This is a genomic window from Halorussus halobius (assembly GCF_004765805.1).
In the GTDB taxonomy this organism is placed as follows: Archaea; Halobacteriota; Halobacteria; order Halobacteriales; family Haladaptataceae; genus Halorussus; species Halorussus halobius.
Genome location: NZ_SBIU01000005.1, coordinates 1 through 16,832 on the forward strand (window position 1 = coordinate 1; position 16,832 = coordinate 16,832).

The window sequence follows — 16,832 nt, forward strand, 5'->3', positions numbered from 1 at the left end:
TTCGCGCGAATGGACGCCGAACGCCCCCGCGAGCGACTGTTCGTGGACGCGCTCTACTACGACTTCGTGGTAGACGGACTCCTCACCGCGGCCGAGGAGACGCTCGGATTCGAAGTGACGAATCCGGGCCCGCGCGGTCCCGCCGACGCGCTCGACGTCGACTTCGGGTCGCTCGGCTCGAAGGTGGCCGACGCCGCGTCGGTGTCCGGCCCGGCCGCGACCGACCTCGACCGGGAGGACCTGCTCGACGCCGGCGTGAGCGACCTCCGGGCGCTCTACGAGTCGGTCCTCGCCCGGGAGGCGCGGCTCGCGCTCGGCGAGTACAACACGCCCCGGGGCGTGGCCGAGCTCGCGGTCGAGCAGCTGGACGTCGGCGCGCCGACCGAGACGTTCCTCGACCCCGGGTGCGGTTCGGGGGTCTTCCTCGCGGCCGCCATCGACCGGAAGCGCGAGGCGCTCGCGGGCGAGCGCGCGCCGGCGGACGTAGTCGACGCCGTCACCGAGTCGGTCCTCGGAATCGACCTCAACCCGGTCACGGTCGAGAGCGCGAAACTGGGCTACGTCCTGGCGCTGGGGCCCGAACTCGCGGCCGCCGACGCGCCCGAAGTCGAGGTGCCGGTGTTCCTCGGGGACGCGCTCGCGCTGACGCGCGAGGACCCGCTTGCGGTCGACGAGTTCGGGACCGAACGCGCGAGGGCCGACCAGTCCGGGACGTTCGCGGTCGACCACCTCGTCGGCAACCCGCCGTGGACGACGTGGGCCGACCTCACCGACCGGCTCAAGGACGCGTGGCGGGACACGTACGTCGAGTCGCTCGACCTGTTTCCCCACGGCGGGGCGGCGGCGCGGCTGGGCCACGGCAACGACGACGTGTCGGTCCAGTTCGCGCTGGTCTGCGTCCGCCGCTACCTCCGGGCGGGCGGCGACGCCGCGTTCGTGTTGAAACGCGACGCGATGAAGGGGCCGGCCGGGACGCTGCTCCGGAGCCAGCGCGTGGGCGACCGGTCGGTCGCAGTGCGGTCGGTGCAGGACTTCACCGACCTCCGGCCGTTCGGCGACCAGGTCGATGCCGGAGCGGCCGTCTACGCCCTCTCGGCCGACGACGACCCCGAGTTCCCGATTCGAGCGACCGCGTGGACGCGGGAGTCGGGTTCGGGGGCGCGTGAGACCGACGCGCCGGCGTTTTCGAGCGCCGACGCGATGCGGGCCTCGCTGGCCCGGGCGGAGACGAGCCTCGTCCCGGTCGAGCCCGACGACCCGACCTCGGCGTGGGTGCGGCGGGACGCCGAGCGGCGCGCGCTCGGCGACTGTCACCACGAGATACGCCACGGGCTGAAAGACGACGCCAAGGACGTGTTCTCGGTCGAGGCCGGCGACCTCGCGGCCCTCGACGCCGACCTCGTGTATCCGTACCTCCGGTCGAAACACGTCGTCAAGTACGGGCTGTTCGGCCACGACCGCCACCTCGTGCCGATGGCGCGGGCGGGCGAGGACAACGAGGACGAACTCCGGAGCCGGTATCCCGACACCTACGACTATCTGGCGCGCCACCGCGACCGACTGGAAGCGCGCGGGTCGTCGTGGCTCGACCGGGGGCCGTTCTACAGCCTGTTCGGTCTCGGCGAGTACACGTGGGCCGACTACAAGGTGGTGTGGTGTCGGCTCGGGTTCAAGCCCCACTTCGCGGTGGTCTCGACGGTCGCGGACCCCGAACTCGGCGAGCGGCCGGTCGTGCCGGGCGACCACTGCATGTTCGTGGCCTGTGAGGACGAGCACGAGGCGCACTTTCTGACCGCGCTCCTGAATTCGGCCCCGTACCAGACGTGCCTGCGCGACCTCGCCTCGGAGGGGAAGGCCAGCCTCTCGAAGTCGGTGGTCTCGAAGCTCGCGCTGCCGGCGTATCGGGGGACGCCCGACCAGCGACGGCTGGCCGACCTCTCGATGGCGGCCCACGACATCGTCCCCGAGCACGTCGACGTGAGCAAGCGCGAGTACAACCGGACCACCATCGACGAACTGGCGGCGGTGCAGGCCGAAATCGACGACCTCGTCGAGGAACTGCTGGCTGACGGTGTGTTGAGTCCGGACGAAACGGGGTGACGGAATCGTTCCAGTTTGGAGCCGTCGCGTCCCCTGTCGGTGACGACGTGACTTGCACCGGTCGCTCGGCGTGCGCTGGCGAGACCTCGTGTCGAGCCAATTCGCGCGAGGGCTGAGTAGCGCAGGCCGAAGGCCGAGCAACGCAAGCGGTTGGGGAGGACGAGGTGCCGTGCTGCGCGGTCGCGGAGCGGTGCGGTCACTCATAGCCCGAGGTAGAAGCTAGCTCGGATACGCTCGGAACGACAGAGACGCTATCGTGAAGCTAGCTCGGATACGCTCGGAACAACAGAGACGCTATCGTGAAGCTAGCTACTGCCTCAACAAATGAGCGACCGCACCGCTCCGCGACCGCACAACGGGAACCTCACGCCGCCCCAGCCTCGGGGCGCACGAACGCGCCCCGCCACCGTCAGAGGCGAGCGCTGACGAGCCCTCGCTCGCGTCCGCTCACGAGGACCTCGCGCGCCTGGGCGCGACCACTGACGGGTCGCGCCGTGGGAGACACGCTCCCACCAGCCTTGTCTCGCTCCGCTCGACAAGACGCCAGCGCGCGCCGGACCGACGCAAGGTACAATACGAGCGAGACGTGAGCGTCGATAGTCCGCTGTTGCGACTCTACGCCCTCCCCGCCGCCACCGAACGCCTTTAGTGCGACTGCTGACTACGCCCCTCCAATGACTCGCATCCTCGTGGTGGACAACCACGGACAGTTCACGCACCTCGAACACCGCGCGCTCCGGGACATGGGCGTCGACACCGAGATCGTCGACAACGACACGCCACCGGCGGACCTCGACGCCGACGGCCTCGTCCTCTCCGGGGGCCCGAGCATGGACGACGTCGGCAACTGCGCCGACTACCTCGACCTCGACGTGCCCGTGCTGGGCATCTGTCTGGGGATGCAGGCCATGGCCGAGATTCTGGGCGGCGAGGTCGGGTCGGGCGACTACGGCGGCTACGCCGACGTGACCGTCGAGGTGCTCGACGACGACGACCCCGTGGTCGGGTCGCTCGCGCCCGAGACCCGCGTGTGGGCGAGCCACGCCGACGAGGTGACGGCGGTGCCCGACGGGTTCGCCCGCACCGCGACCAGCGACGTCTGCGACGTCGAGGCGATGGCCGACCCCGACCGAGACCTGTACGGCGTCCAGTGGCATCCCGAGGTGGCCCACACCGCCGAGGGCGAGGAACTGTTCGAGAACTTCCTCGCGGTCTGCGAGTAGTCGCGGCGCTCACGCCAACTCGACCGGACGCAACTCGTCGGCCGGTGGCAAGTAGTACCTTTTAAGCGTGCGCCCTCGTACTTCCTCGACATGACAGCGACGCAGGGCGACCTCGCCAGCCTGTCGCGGTACGTCTTCCGCGCGCCGCGGTGGTACGCCAGCGTGGCGTTCGCGCTGCTCGTGGCCGGCGTCGCGGGCGTGGGGGCGTTCGACTCGCGGTTCGTCCTCGAGGACGCGTGGCAGGGGGTGTTCTTCATCGGCGTGCCGACCGTCGTCGCCAGCTTGGTGACCACGCCCGTCGACCGGGAACTCGGCGGGCAGTTGACCTACAACCGGTCGTCGCTGCTGGCGCTGACCTGCGAGGTGCTCATCGTCGCCATCATGGCGGGAACGGGAGCCGTTGCCCACTTCGTGCCCGGACTGGGTCAGGGGTTCGTCTTCGACGCACTCATCGTGGGGCTGGCGTCGGTGTTCGCGCTCCGACTGCTGATAGTGATGGCGGTGTCGGGCACGTCGGTCGTCGTCGCCGCGATTCCGGCCAGCGTCCAGACCGCCACGGCCGCCCTGCTGTTTTTCATCTACAGCGGGACGTTGCGCTACCTCGAACTCGGCGGCGGCCCGGTGATCGACATCCTGCTCATGCGCTCGGACGAGGCACCGCCCGAACTCGGCGTCATCGTCCCCGTCGACTTCGCGCTGCTGGGCATCATGTGCGTCATCTACGGCGTGGCGGTGTGGGCGTTCGTCGCGTTCATCGACCGGCCGTGGAAGCGCAGCCTCGACGTGAGCGTACTCGACTTCGTCAGCGGCTTCATCGGTCACATCGCCGAGGGCACCCGCGAACTGGAGGACTTCTTCGAGACCATCGGCGAGGAGGCGGTCGTCCCGGTCACGGTGCTGTCGTTCCGCCGGCCGGACGAGGACGCGTCGGCCGACGGGAACGCCGACGGCGCGTCGGCCGCCGAAGGCTCCGACGACCGCGAGAAGGCCCGGTTCGTCCTGCCGATGATACACCCCGGCCCGATGGGGGAGATCGGCGGCGGCAACCTGCCCGAGCGCGTGGCGCTGGAGGCCGACGGGCTGGCGTTCCCGCCCCACGCGACCGCCGGCCACGACTTCAACCTCGTCACCGAGCGCGAGGTCGACGCCCTCATCGAGACCGCCCGCGAGGCCCACGGGAACATCGAGTACCACGACACTGCGACGCCGAGCGTCCGGGTCCAGGAGGGCGACGCCAAGGTCGTCGGGCAGGGGTTCGGGGACGACGCGCTGCTGGTGGGGACGTTCTCGCCGGTCTGCACCGACGACGTCTCGTACGCGGTCGGGCTGTCGGCGGCCGCCGAGGCCCGGTCGGCCGGCGTCGATGACGTGATGCTCGTGGACGCCCACAACTGCAACGACGGGCTCGACGGTCCCGACCTCGGCCACGTCCACCCCGGCAGCGAACGGTCGTTCGAGATGATGCGGGCGGCGGGCGCGGCGGGCGACCGACTCGCGGACGCCGACTGCGGGCCCCTCCGGCTCGGGGTCGCGTGGGACGAGACCGACTGGGAACCCCGCGACGGCATCGGCCCGCTCGGGGTCCGAGTCGCGGTCCTCGACGTCGGCGACCACCGCACCGCCTACGTGCTGGTCGACGGCAACAACATGGAGCCCGGGCTTCGGGACCGCATCGTGGCGCGGCTCACCGACGACGCCGACTCGACCGCCGGGGCGACGGACCCGCCGGCCGAGTCGTCCGAACCGGCCGCCGCGGAGCCGACCCCTCGCGCCGACGGCGCGCGGCCCCCGACCGCCGACGCGGCCGAAGTGATGACCACCGACACCCACGTCGTGAACCAGGTCGAGGCGTCGAATCAGGTGGGCGAGTCCATCGACGACGACGAGCTCGTTGCGCTGGTCGACCGACTGGTCGCGGAGGCGACCGCGGACCTCGAGCCGGTCGAGGCCGGCATGGCGAGCGAGCGCGCCGAGGTGACGGTGTTCGGCAACGACCGGACGGAGACGCTCGCGAGCCACGCCAACGCCGTCATCTCGATGGGCGCGGCGCTGGCGGCGGTCGTCGTGCTGGCCGCGATGGTCATCAGCTTCCTCATCTTCCTGCTCGCGGGGGCGTAGCGCGGCCGACGGCGACCAGGGACCGACCCGCCGGCGCGCGGCGGTCGACGTCCGGGGTTCGGTGGCTGGGTCGCCGGTGCGTCGCCCCGGCCACCTCTGGATGCCATGGGACCGGTCGCGAGGTTCGAGCGCGATCACTCGTCGTGTATCAGCGTGCTCCGGACGAGGTTGGCGTACCCCCGGTGGAGTCGCGCCGACGCGGCGTTCGCCGAGATGTCGAGTTCGTCGGCCAGTTCGCCGAGCGATATCGCCCCGGGAACCTCGAAGTACCCCCGCTCGTAGGCGGTCACGAGCGCCTCGCGCTGCTCGTCGGTCACGCCGTACCGACCGAACGCCTCGGAGTGGGTCGCGCCGTGGAGCCGGCGGAGCTCGAACGAGAGGTCGTGGGTCGCCGCGTGGTCCTGGAACGACGAGAGCGCCGCCTCGTCCGGGAACAGAATCTCGACGAACCAGTCGCCGTCCTCGCTGGTCGCCTGGAGGATGGTCGCCTCCGACTCCGAGACGGCGTAGACGATGCTTCTGGCGTCGCGCGCCCACGTCACTCGGTAGAGGCGCTCGTCGTCGTGGCCCTCGACGGTGACGACGTCGTCGACCGTCGGGTCGTCGTCCAGCGCCGCCTCGAACGCCTCGAAGTCGCCGCCCGCCCCCCAGAAGTACGGAGTCACCTCTTCGTCCTCGACGGCGACCCGTTCGATCTCGACCCGCATCTCCGGAACGGCCCCGAGCGTCCGGTCGAGCAGGAAGTCGGCCGCCGGAACGTCGAACGCGGTGAGGATGCTCACGGCGGACGCTCGACGAGGACAGACATCAATTGCACGATTTAGTTGAACCCGTTCCGGGCGCGAGCCGACGATTCATCGACGAGACGTGCGACTGGGCGTCGATAGCGCGGTCGGCACCCGTCGCGGCCGAAAGAACACCGCAAGGTACCCCTACCCGCGGTAATTCATCGACACCGGAGGTACGTAATAGGTCTTGTGGTGCGTTCGTCGGAGCGACGCAGGCCGGAAGCGAGACGGGACTCGGCCGGTCACGCCGTGGCGAACCTCAGCCGTCGTCGGTCTCCGGGCGCAGCTGGTCGGGCGTGCGCTCGTAGCGCGGCGTCGAGACGAACCGGGCGATGCGTTCGCGCTCTTCCTCGGAGAGGGCCATGGGAGGTGAGAGTCACGGCAGACGCAAAAAGACAGCGGCCGTCCGCCGGCGGCTCCTCGCGGTCGAGCGCCGGCAAACCACCCGAGCGGGCGAGTTCCGCTGGACGCGCGAGGTTCGCCCGCCGACTGCACCATCCACCCGGTCGCGGACCCCCGGCCGGCGTGGACGCGACCCCGAGCTGCTCGTGGCGGCCGGGTCGCTGGGCCGTCGTACGATTCGGCCGCCGAGGAATCGTGAGACCGGCAGTCGTCCTGCAGGACGGAAGCGACCGTCTGGTGGGGAGACGATTGAATAACCACACTCTCCTGTCCAGGTCGACGGACGCGGATGCCGTCGACTGCCGCGCCACTGATGGGTCGCCCACGCTGTCAGCCAGCCGATGCACTCAGTTCCAAATCGCTCTGTGCGTCCGTTCGACGCCGAGAAGTCCGAGAATCGCGCTGTTTCTCCGAGCGAACAGCCACAGCGTAGAGGTGGACGGCGATGTCCGAACAGGTGTCGCCGTCCGCTCGCGTCGCCAGCTCAAGAGTGGCCGCGTCTAACGTCCTCTAAGCAGGTCTGCGAACCTCGTTCCAACCAACCGAACGACCCGCTCACTTCTCGAACCGCCCTAACTGGATAGCGAAGGAGGATGGTAGCTGTCTATATTACTGGACCGAGTTCAATAAATATCGAGTCGCTTCGGCAAACGTCTTGTACAGTCAATAGTACGTAGGCACCGCGATGACAGGGAGAGACCGTTACTCTCCTTGCCGTACTCGCTCGAGGACCCGTTCTGCTATTTCCCGCTTAAAAACGTTGTCGGGAAGGTCGTCAAACCAATCCGCGTCCTCGATCGGCTCGTCGGGCGTCCCCAATTCGCTCCCGATCTCTGTTGTGATTGCGTGGGCTGAAAACAAAACAAACGTAAAAGAGCGCGAATCCTCCCCGTGCTGAACGATATTTTCCACGACGGCGTAGGGTCGGTCGGGCTTCACCGAAACGCCAGTTTCCTCACGGACCTCCCTGACGGTAGCGTCCCGGAGCGATTCCCCGGGTTGAACACTCCCACCGGGAAGGAGCCACGAACCATCGCCGCCGTGATAGGCCAAGAGGACTCGCTCACTATCGTCGACCACGACCGCCGAGACAGCCCACCCAGCGCTGAATGCTTCGTTCTCTTCGAGCGCTCCGAATGTCTCCTCATCGACCTCCTCCTCGATGCACTTCTCAAAGAGGTCATCATACTGTTGACGGGGGTCAGCAACGACCATACTAGAGGGAATTCAAATTAATTTGAAAGCTTTTGCTATCCTACCCGCGTGTATCTCGTATATTATCTGAACTGGGCACCGGCCAGTGTCGCGTTCACGGCAGAACCTTCGGTAGGATACGCATCAACCGGTCTGTGGAGCGCCATCCGCGAGGATGAACGCGGAGTTAGCCCGTTCGGTTGGACCCTCGGCACGTATAGTTACCGAGTGTCTCGTCGGTGGATTCCCCTGTTGCTCCACCGGAGCGGTCTGCCGGGAGTGTATCGACTCCATGCATTTCGTGGGATGGAATGACGGTAGTTGGTTGCAGTGGCACCGTTCGAGCCTCGTCGTAGCCATCGTCACCGTGGAGCAGTCTCTCACTGTTCTCTGACCGTCCTGGACGGCGTTCTCCGAGACCAGTTGGACTTGGGGCGGCGTCGACGTCTGCTCCAGACGGAAACGCGGGGGTCTCCCGTTCAACGAATTCGTCTCGGCGTGTCGTCAGGGGGTTCAGTATTTGTACTCTGTTACCGATACTCGGTAAGGGAGCGCTTGAGTGTCCGGCTTCGGCTGTAAGCCAGGGGTGGGATTCGAACCCACGAACTCCCGATTACAAGTCGGGTGCTTGGACCGCCCAAGCTCCCCTGGCGCGTGGCGCGACGTTCTCGCTACTCCTTTGTGAGCGTATCGCTTTCGACCGATTTTTCCAGCTTCACGCGGTGTGGACTGTAGCCGTGGCGCCGGTAGAACCGCCGGGCGGCCTCGTTGTCGGCCATCGCCTCCAGCGCCACCACGTCGACCCCGGCGTCCGCGAGGCGGCACTCGGCCGCCGCGAGCAGGTCCGCCCCGACCTCCTCCCCGCGACGGTCGGGAACGACGAACACGTTCTCGACGACGCCCCGGACCGCGTCGGTGTCGTAGCGCCCGGACTCGACGCCGAACGTGGCGAAGCCAACGATGCCCCCGTTCGACTGGTCGTCGTTCGCCGGCGGCGCGCGGGCCACGAGGAGTTCGCCGGCGACCGCGTCGCGCGCGAACGCCTCCCGGACGACCTCGCGGTTCTCGTCCGCCAGCAGGTGCGAACCGTACCGGCGCTGGTCGGCGGCGAGGGCGACCCACAGGTCGGCTACCCCGTCGGCGTCCCCGACGCGGCCGGGCTCGACGGCGACCATTCAGTCCCGGAGCGCCTCCACGGCCGGCAGGTCCTCGCCCGTGAGCATGTTGAGCGCCGCGCCCCCGCCCGTGCTGACGTGGTCGAACCCCTCGATGCCGAACCGTCGGATGGCGGCGGCCGTGTCCCCGCCGCCGACCACGCTGTAGTCGGCCTCGGTCGCGACCGAGAAGAGGTCGTGCGTGCCGTCCGCGAACGTCTCGTCCTCGAAGACGCCCGCCGGGCCGTTGAGGACGACCGTCCCCGAGTCGCGGATGACCGCGGCGTAGGCCGCGACGGTCGCCGACCCAACGTCCATCACGGCTTCGCCCTCCTTCGGGGGCAGGTCGGCGAGCGCGAGTTCGTGGCGGTCGCCGTCGCGCTCGACCGCCACGTCCTCGGGGAGGCGGACGCGGTCGCCGTACTCGTCGAGCAGGTCGGCCGCGCGGTCGATTTCGTCCCAGTAGCCGTTGTCGTAGACGAAGTCGGCGCTGGCGTCGCCCAGGTCCACCCCGTCGGCCAGCAAAAACACGTTCGCGACCACGCCGGTCGTCAGCACCCGGTCGGCCACGCCTCGGTCGAGCACGCTCTCGACGACGGCCAGCGAGTCTGGGACCTTCGCGCCCCCGACGACGTACGTCCGGGGTTCGGGCGTACTCTCCATGTCGCCGAGGACGTCTATCTCGGCCTCCATCACGCGGCCCGCGTAGCCGGGAATCCGGGCCGGAAAGCCCACCAGCGAGGGCTGGGAGCGGTGGGCGGCCGCGAAGGCGTCGTTGACGTAGGCGTCGAGCACCGGGACGAGCTTGTCGACGAGTTCGGTCTCGCCCGCGCGCTCGGCGGAAAACTCCATGTACTCCTCGCTGTAAAAGCGGGTGTTCTCCAGCACGACCGCCTCGCCGTCGCTCAGGTTCTCGACCGCGCGGCGGGCGTCGGCCGAGAACGTGGCGTCGGCGTAGTCGACGGGCGCGTCGAGGAAGTCGTCGAGTTGGTCGGCGTGGGGCCGGAGGTCCCTGAACTCCTCGCCGCCGGGCCGGCCCTGGTGGGCGAGGACGGCGACGCGACCGCCCCGCTCCAACAGTTCCGAGAGGGTCGCGACGTGGGCGCGGAGGCGTGCGTCGTCCGCGAGACCGCCGGCGTCGTCGAGCGGGCTGTTGATGTCGATACGCACTCCGAGCGTGGTCCCTTGGACGGCGAGGTCGTCCAGGGTCTGTATCGGCATACGGGTTCGTGCGACGGCTGGACGCATATATGTGTCGGGATAGCTACCAAATAAAACTCGGCCCCGAGTGAATATCTATCAAACGGCGGTCGTGGGCGCCGAGTCGGATACTCGCTCCGCTCGCGGCCCAAATCCCAACTCGACGACGGGTGGTGAATTATCCCATCCGTAGCTCTACCGTCAAGGATATACTTATAACAGAGGAGATTATATGGGCAGATATGTCATACCACACGAGAAGGCGTGACGTGCTCAAGGGCGTTGGCGTTGCTGGCACGGTCGGAGTGGCCGGCTGTGTCGGCGGCGGCGGCGACGACGGCGACGAGGGCGGCGACGACGGTGGTGGCGGCGGTGGGGACGGTGGCGGCGGAGACGGTGGCGGCGGAGACGGCGGCAATCAGGGCGACGGGCCGGACCTGCTGACCATCATCGGCTATCCCGAGAGCGGCATCCAGCTGTTCCGGGACTACTACAGCATCTCGGACGGTTCCGAGGACATCCTCGTCCCCGACGGCCTGCAGGACGGCGCGATGCCGGGACAGGTCGGCAACGACATGGCCAACGTCACCGGGACCGCGCCCGCTGCGGGCGGCCCGAACCAGGAAGCCTTCAACCAGCTCTATCAGGACGAGTACGGCGAGAGCCCCGGCGTGTTCACCTCCCAGTCGTACGACTCGGTCGCGCTCCTCACGCTCGCCAACATCGCTGCGGGCGAGAACAGCGGGACCGCCATCAGGGACCAGTTGCGCCGCATCGCCAACCCCGACGGCGAGCAGTACGGCCCCGGCGAGTTCGTGGCCGCCGCCGAGGCGGTCGCGAACGGCGAGAACATCAACTACCAGGGCGCGTCGAGCGCGACGAACTTCAACGAGGCGGGCGACCCGGCCTCGGCGGCCTACTCCATCTGGGAGTTCGAGGGCGTCGAGTCCGAGTCGGTCACCGTCCAGGAGACCCAGAGCTTCGAGGGCGAGAACCCCGACGGCGCGGGGCCGAGCGCCGACGAGTCGCCGGGCGGCCTCGGTCGGGAGGTCAGCGTCGGCATCCTCCTGCCCGAGACGGGCGACCTCGCGTCGGTCGGCGGTCCGATGATAAACGCGGCCGAGCTACCGCCCCAGCAGATAAACGACTCGGACCTCGACCTGACGGTCAACGCCCAGTACGAGGACACCAACACCTCGCCCGACCAGGGGGTCAGCGCGGCCGAGTCGCTGATCAGTGCGGGCGTGCCCGCCGTCTGCGGGTCGGCGTCCTCGGGCGTGAACGTCCCGGTGTCCCAGGAAGTGTTCATCCCGAACGAGGTCGTCGGCTGCTCGCCGTCCAGCACGGCGCTGTCGGTCACGAACCTCGAGGACGACGACTACATCTTCCGGACCGCGCCCAGCGACCAGTTGCAGGGCCGGGTCATGGCGCAGGTCGGGTCCGAGCGGCTCGATGCCTCCTCGGCCGCGACGCTGTACGTGAACAACGACTACGGCCAGCAGCTCTCCGAGCGGTTCACCAGCGTATTCGAGGACGAGTTCGGCGGCGAGGTGTACGACCAGATAAGCTTCAACATCGGCGAGTCGTCGTACACGTCGGTCATCGAGCAGGCGCTGGGCAGCGGCGGATAGTCGGAGCCTCCACGACGGACTTTTCTTTCGGAGTCGGTGGCGTCGTTTCTCGGCAGCCCCGGGTTCGGCGTCGTCGGGGACGACCGACCGATACGCGTCCCGAGGTATCAACGGACGGTACGTTTTTCAACGCGTACGAACCAGCAGGTACCATGGTACAGCCACGAGACGCCGAGGAACTCCCCGACCTGTCGCCGGAGTTCGGCGCGATGTCGCTGCGCGAGGTCGGGAACGTCACGGTTCGGGACGTCGACGAACCGCCCCAGCAGAAAGCCATGATGTGGAAGTCAATCGCCGCCGAGAACGTCGCGGACCGGGACGCCGACCCAGAACTGCCAGCGAGCGTCGGGAACCTCTCCGAAGCGGAACTGCTGGACCGCCCGTTGAACGACTACGGCGACAAGGCGGAACTGCTGGCGGTCGTGGAGTGGTACGTTTCGACCCACCTCGACGCGTGAATCGTCGGTCCGACGACTGTCGGACGGTCGAAAAAGACAAGCTATCGAGGGAGTGACGAGAGACTATGTCGATCTGGCTGGCGAGCGTGGCGGTTTACTGTCTGATTCCGGTCGGAACGTTCGGCCTCCTGTTGGCTCACGAACTGGGATACGCGCTCCCGGTTCTGTTCGCGGGCGGACGCGCCCGGCTCACCATCGGCGTACTCGGCGTCGTACTCCTCGGCGGCGTCGACGGCCCGTCGTTCTGGGTGGTCGCAAATCTCCTCGTCGGCGAGAGCTACAGGCTGTACCGGACCGTCGTACCGAAGACGTACTCGCGGGGACCGTACGCCGGAACGCCGAGCGACGGGAAGCGGTTCCTGCGATTGGTCCGGTCGTGACGGGGGACGGTCGCGCCCGGACCTACCCGCCGAGGAACTGCTGGCGGACCTCTTCGTCGTTCAACAGCTTCGTCCCCTCGTCGACGTACCGGTTCTGGCCGTTCGCCAGCACGTAGCCCCGGTCACAGCGCCGCAGGGCCTCCTTGGCGTTCTGCTCGACCATCAGGATGGAGGTCCCGGTGTCGTTGATCTCGTCTATCTTGTCGAACATCTCGTCGACCAGGTCGGGCGCGAGCCCCGCCGAGGGCTCGTCGAGCAACAGCAGGTCGGGGTCGAGCATCAGCGCCCGGCCCATCGCGAGCATCTGCTGTTGGCCCCCCGACATGGTGCCGGCCTTCTGGCCCGTGCGCTCCTCCAGAATCGGGAACCGGTCGTACACCTCCCGGAGCGCGTCCTCGGGCACCTCGTCGAGGATGTACGCGCCCATCTCGAGGTTCTCCTCGACGTCGAGTTCGGCGAACACGTTGTCGCTCTGGGGAACGTAGCCCAGTCCCTTGTGGATGACGTCCTCGGGTCGAGTGTCGGTGATGTCCTCGCCCGCGAACGTCACCGTCCCGCCCATGTAAGTGGTGAGCCCGAACACCGACTTCATCACGGTCGACTTGCCCGCGCCGTTCGGGCCGACGATGGTGACGTACTCGCCGTCCTCGACGTCGAGGTCGACGTCCGTGAGTATCTGGAGGTCGCCGTAGCCCGCGTCGAGGCTCTCGACGTCCAGCAAACTCATACTTCACCTCCGAGGTACGCCTCGATGACGTCCTCGCTCTGCTTGACCTCGGTCGGCGTGCCGTCCTTCAGAATCCGGCCCTGATGCATGACGATGACTCGCTCGCAGTTCTCCATGATGAGGTCCATGTCGTGTTCGACGATGAGGAAGGTGTAGCCCTCCTCGCGGAGGTCGTGGACGTGTTCGAGCAGTCGCTTCTCCAGCGAGGGGTTGACCCCGGCGAACGGCTCGTCGAGCAGGAGTACGTCCGGGTCGGTCAACAGCGCGCGCGCCATCTCCAGCAGCTTGCGCTGGCCCCCCGAGAGGTTGCCCGCGTACTCCTCGGCGAGGTGGTCGATCTCGAAGAAATCGAGCACGTCCCACACGCGTTCGAGCTGTTCGGTCTCCTGGCGCTGGACGTCGTTGCGGAGGCCGGGCGTGACCGACCGCCACAGCGACTCGCCCATCTGGCCCTTCGGCGCGAGCATCATGTTCTCCAGCACGGTCATCTCCTCCAGCTCGCGGGCGATCTGGAACGTCCGGGCCAGCCCGCGGGTGGCGATCTCGTGGGGCGGGAGTCCGGTGACGTCCTCCCCGTTGAACCGAACCGCGCCCGAGTCGGGCTCGTGCATCCCCGTGATGAGGTTGAACGTCGTGGACTTGCCCGCGCCGTTCGGGCCGATGAGGCCGGTGAGCGACCCCTTCTCCACGCCGAAGCTGACGTCGTCGACCGCCGTGATGCCGCCGAACGTCTTCCGAAGCCCCTCGACTTCGAGGGGCACGTCGCTGTCGAGGTCGACGCTCTGAACCGGAATCGCGGCGTCGTCGGCCGGTTCGTCGGTCTCGCTCATTGCTGTTCACCCCCGTCGGCGGCGGCCGCGTCGCCCGACGGCTCGGAGCCGGCCGGGCGCGAGAGGTCGATGCTGGCGGCCGTCTCCTTGCGGTGGCCGAGCAGCCCCTCGGGCCGGTTGTGCATCAGCCAGATGAGCACCAGCCCCATGATGACCAGCCGGAGCTGGCTGATGCTGTTGAGCGTGTAGATGACGAACGGAACCGGGTCGAACGACCCCATCGCGGCCATCGCCTGCCCGAAGGTGCCCGGCCCCTCGCCGAGATCGAACGCCGCCTCGACGAGGTTCTTGACGAGCCGGGGCCCCTCGTACAGCGCACCGGCGAACAGCGCGCCGCCCAGCACGCTCCCGGTGTTCGAGCCCGCGCCGCCGATGATGAGCGCGATCCAGATGTAGAACGTGATGTTGGGTCGGAACGACGGCGGCGTGATGCTCCCCCGGCCCGCGTACCAGAGGATGCCGCCCAGCCCCATCAGCGCGCAGCCGAGGACGAACGATATCAGCTTGAACCGGTTGGTGTCCTTGCCCAGGGCGTTGGCGACGTCCTCGTCCTCGCGGATTGCCTTGAGCACCCGGCCGAACGGCGACTCGCCCGTCCACTTGAGCAGCCAGTAGAACAGGCCGACGACCGCGAGCAACAGGAGCCCGTACGCCATGCTGTCGACGACCGGCTTGGGGTTGCTGGGGATGAAGTTGTTCCCGACGAAGTTTACGAACCCGAGGTACGGGTCCCAGAGCAACAGCGTCCTGAGCAGGGCCTCCAGCGGGGACGTATAGTTGAGGATGAGCCCGCCGCCGCCGCCGAGTCCGACGGTGTCGGCCGCGAGGTCGACGCCCAGCACCGTGTCCGGGACCTCGAACGACTGCAGCGTCCGGGACATCAGCGAGAACCGCACGATCTCCGAGAACGCGATGGTGACGATGGCGAGGTAGTCAGCGCGCAACCGCAGCGCCGGGAGCGCGACCAACAACCCGAACAGCGCCGCCGCGAGCACGCCGGCGACGACGCCGACGCCCAGCGGGAGGCCGAAGCCCCCGACCTGCGCCGCGCCGCCCTGCGCGACCGGCGGCTTGGCGACGATCGCGGTCACGTAGACGCCGATGCCCATGAACCCGACGATGCCGATGTTGAACAGCCCGGTGTACCCCCAGTGAAGGTTGAGCGCGAGCGCCAGCATGGCGAACACCCCGACGTAGAACGTGAGGTTGGCCAGCGAGTTGACGACGCCCCGGAAGGCGAAGCCGAAGATGACGCCCGCGAGGGCGTACGCGAGGTAGAGCGCGCCGAACACGACCAGCACGAGTCCGAGGTCGCTGTCCGACAGCGAGCCCAGCCGGTCGGTGAGGTCGCTCGCGCTCATGCGGTCGTCCTCCCGCTGAAGATGCCCTGCGGTTTGAACAGCAGTATCACGATCATCACGAGGAACGCGGCGGCCCGGCCGAACTCGGAGGGAATCCATATCACGGACATCGAGGCGGTCATCCCGATGATGATGCCCCCGCCGATGGCCCCGTATATCGAGCCGATGCCCCCGAGGATGACGGCCGCGAAGATGAGCAACAGCAGCAGCCAGCCGTCGTTGAATCCGAGCGTCCCCTTCCAGAGGACGAACATGTAGCCCGCGACCCCGGTGAGCCCGCCGCCGATGATCCACGTGTAGCGGACGACCTGCTCGGTCGGGATGCCGGTGATGCGGGCCAGGTCCTCGTTGTCGGACATCGCGCGCATCGCCTTGCCGAGCTTGGTCCGCTGGAGCAGGAGGTGGACGCCCGCCATCAGCCCGACCGCCACGACGACCAGCGTGAGGTCGTGGGCGTTGACGCGGACGGCCCCGTCGACGACGTTCACGCTCATCTGGGGGACCGAGCCGGCCGCGGTCGTCCCCCGGACGTCGGTGCCGAACACGAACACGATGAGGTATCGGAGGGCGAACGCCACGCCGACGCTCGTGATGAGCAGGGTGATGCCGCCCTCGTCGCGGATGGGTCGGTAGACGAAGCGGTCGACGACCAGCGCCAGCGCGACGGTCGCGACGCCCGCGACGACCATCCCGGCCACGACGGCTATCGGCGAGGTGGTGATGCCGATGCCCAGCGCGCCGCCGAACACCGACCCGCCCGCCCCGACCAGAAGCAGCGAGCCGACGTTGGCCTCGCCGAGCCCCGCGAGCAGGTACGTCACTGCCCACCCCGAGAACGCGCCGCTCGTGAGGTAGTCGCCGTGCGAGAAGTTCGCGAAGTTGAGGATGCTGTAGGTCATCGAGAGCCCGATGCCGGCGAGGCCGACGATGAGCCCCCGAAGCAACCCGTCCCACGCGTACGATGCCACGTCGTTCACTTCGATGGACCCCGTGGCTAACCCGTCGAGGAGGAACCACACGACCCAGAGAGCGACCAGTCCGACCACGACCGCGAACGGTTGTTCGCGGGCGAGCCGGCGGCCGCGCACGTACGTTTCAGATACACCCATTGATAACACTCCTCATGACAGTATCCTGCCCCGGACCCATAATAAGGTTTCCAATATCGATAATATTACGTCGTATAAAATCCAACACCTTTCGCTCGTTTCGCCGGACGCGAGCGGGGTCGGGCCGGGTCGGACGCGGCGCTCGGCCTGGAAACCT

General features: G+C 68.0%; 14 protein-coding genes and 1 tRNA gene. 6 read left to right on the plus strand and 9 right to left on the minus strand.

What is annotated here, in order from left to right; genetic code table 11:
- From EPL03_RS14255 to EPL03_RS14265, 3 genes are all read left to right on the plus strand, one after another.
- The coding region (locus EPL03_RS14255) for an N-6 DNA methylase (RefSeq protein WP_135830018.1) at positions 1 to 2,100 on the plus strand (2,100 nt) is incomplete at its 5' end.
- A 674-nt stretch (positions 2,101 to 2,774) separates the two neighbouring features.
- A complete protein-coding gene (locus EPL03_RS14260; RefSeq protein WP_135830019.1) occupies positions 2,775 to 3,323 on the plus strand; it encodes a GMP synthase subunit A in 549 nt (182 codons plus the stop codon).
- 90 nt (positions 3,324 to 3,413) lie between these two features.
- Positions 3,414 to 5,441 carry a DUF2070 family protein gene (locus tag EPL03_RS14265; RefSeq protein ID WP_135830020.1) on the plus strand — a complete coding sequence of 676 codons (2,028 nt, stop codon included), beginning with the start codon at positions 3,414 to 3,416 and terminating at the stop codon, positions 5,439 to 5,441.
- Between the two features lie 134 nt (positions 5,442 to 5,575).
- Here the strand turns inward: EPL03_RS14265 and EPL03_RS14270 are convergent, their stop codons facing one another.
- The 5 genes from EPL03_RS14270 to EPL03_RS14295 form a co-directional block, all read right to left on the minus strand.
- Positions 5,576 to 6,223: a helix-turn-helix domain-containing protein gene (locus tag EPL03_RS14270; protein ID WP_135830021.1), complete on the minus strand. Its 648-nt coding sequence runs from the start codon at positions 6,221 to 6,223 to the stop codon at positions 5,576 to 5,578.
- Positions 6,224 to 7,333: 1,110 nt separating this feature from the next.
- The gene (locus tag EPL03_RS14280) at positions 7,334 to 7,846 is read right to left on the minus strand and encodes an NUDIX hydrolase (protein ID WP_135830022.1); all 513 of its coding nucleotides are present in this window, start codon (positions 7,844 to 7,846) and stop codon (positions 7,334 to 7,336) included.
- A gap of 557 nt (positions 7,847 to 8,403) precedes the next feature.
- Positions 8,404 to 8,477 (minus strand) — tRNA-Thr (locus EPL03_RS14285).
- Between the two features lie 19 nt (positions 8,478 to 8,496).
- Positions 8,497 to 9,000 (minus strand): GNAT family N-acetyltransferase, encoded by a 504-nt coding sequence (locus tag EPL03_RS14290; RefSeq protein ID WP_135830023.1) that lies wholly within the window; start codon positions 8,998 to 9,000, stop codon positions 8,497 to 8,499.
- On the minus strand, positions 9,001 to 10,200 hold the full coding sequence (locus EPL03_RS14295; protein ID WP_135830024.1) for a phosphoglycerate kinase: 1,200 nt from the start codon (positions 10,198 to 10,200) through the stop codon (positions 9,001 to 9,003).
- Between the two features lie 221 nt (positions 10,201 to 10,421).
- Between EPL03_RS14295 and EPL03_RS14300 the strand changes: the two genes are divergently transcribed.
- The 3 genes from EPL03_RS14300 to EPL03_RS14310 all read left to right on the plus strand — a co-directional run bounded on the left by EPL03_RS14300 (position 10,422) and on the right by EPL03_RS14310 (position 12,648).
- A complete protein-coding gene (locus EPL03_RS14300) occupies positions 10,422 to 11,810 on the plus strand; it encodes an ABC transporter substrate-binding protein (RefSeq protein ID WP_135830025.1) in 1,389 nt (462 codons plus the stop codon).
- Between the two features lie 152 nt (positions 11,811 to 11,962).
- The gene (locus EPL03_RS14305) at positions 11,963 to 12,268 is read left to right on the plus strand and encodes a hypothetical protein (protein WP_135830026.1); all 306 of its coding nucleotides are present in this window, start codon (positions 11,963 to 11,965) and stop codon (positions 12,266 to 12,268) included.
- A gap of 65 nt (positions 12,269 to 12,333) precedes the next feature.
- Positions 12,334 to 12,648 (plus strand): hypothetical protein, encoded by a 315-nt coding sequence (locus EPL03_RS14310; protein ID WP_135830027.1) that lies wholly within the window; start codon positions 12,334 to 12,336, stop codon positions 12,646 to 12,648.
- Between the two features lie 22 nt (positions 12,649 to 12,670).
- Here the strand turns inward: EPL03_RS14310 and EPL03_RS14315 are convergent, their stop codons facing one another.
- From EPL03_RS14315 to EPL03_RS14330, 4 genes are read right to left on the minus strand one after another with little or no spacing between them, the layout of a single operon-like run.
- On the minus strand, positions 12,671 to 13,375 hold the full coding sequence (locus EPL03_RS14315) for an ABC transporter ATP-binding protein (RefSeq protein ID WP_135830028.1): 705 nt from the start codon (positions 13,373 to 13,375) through the stop codon (positions 12,671 to 12,673).
- Entirely contained in the window at positions 13,372 to 14,205 is an 834-nt protein-coding gene (locus tag EPL03_RS14320) for an ABC transporter ATP-binding protein (protein WP_135830029.1), read from the minus strand. Before EPL03_RS14320 ends, EPL03_RS14315 begins: the two co-directional genes overlap by 4 nt.
- Positions 14,202 to 15,566, minus strand: a complete 1,365-nt coding sequence (locus tag EPL03_RS14325) for a branched-chain amino acid ABC transporter permease (RefSeq protein WP_135830030.1) — start codon at positions 15,564 to 15,566, stop codon at positions 14,202 to 14,204. Before EPL03_RS14325 ends, EPL03_RS14320 begins: the two co-directional genes overlap by 4 nt.
- The gene (locus tag EPL03_RS14330) at positions 15,563 to 16,675 is read right to left on the minus strand and encodes a branched-chain amino acid ABC transporter permease (protein ID WP_135830031.1); all 1,113 of its coding nucleotides are present in this window, start codon (positions 16,673 to 16,675) and stop codon (positions 15,563 to 15,565) included. Before EPL03_RS14330 ends, EPL03_RS14325 begins: the two co-directional genes overlap by 4 nt.
- Positions 16,676 to 16,832: the final 157 nt, after the last annotated feature.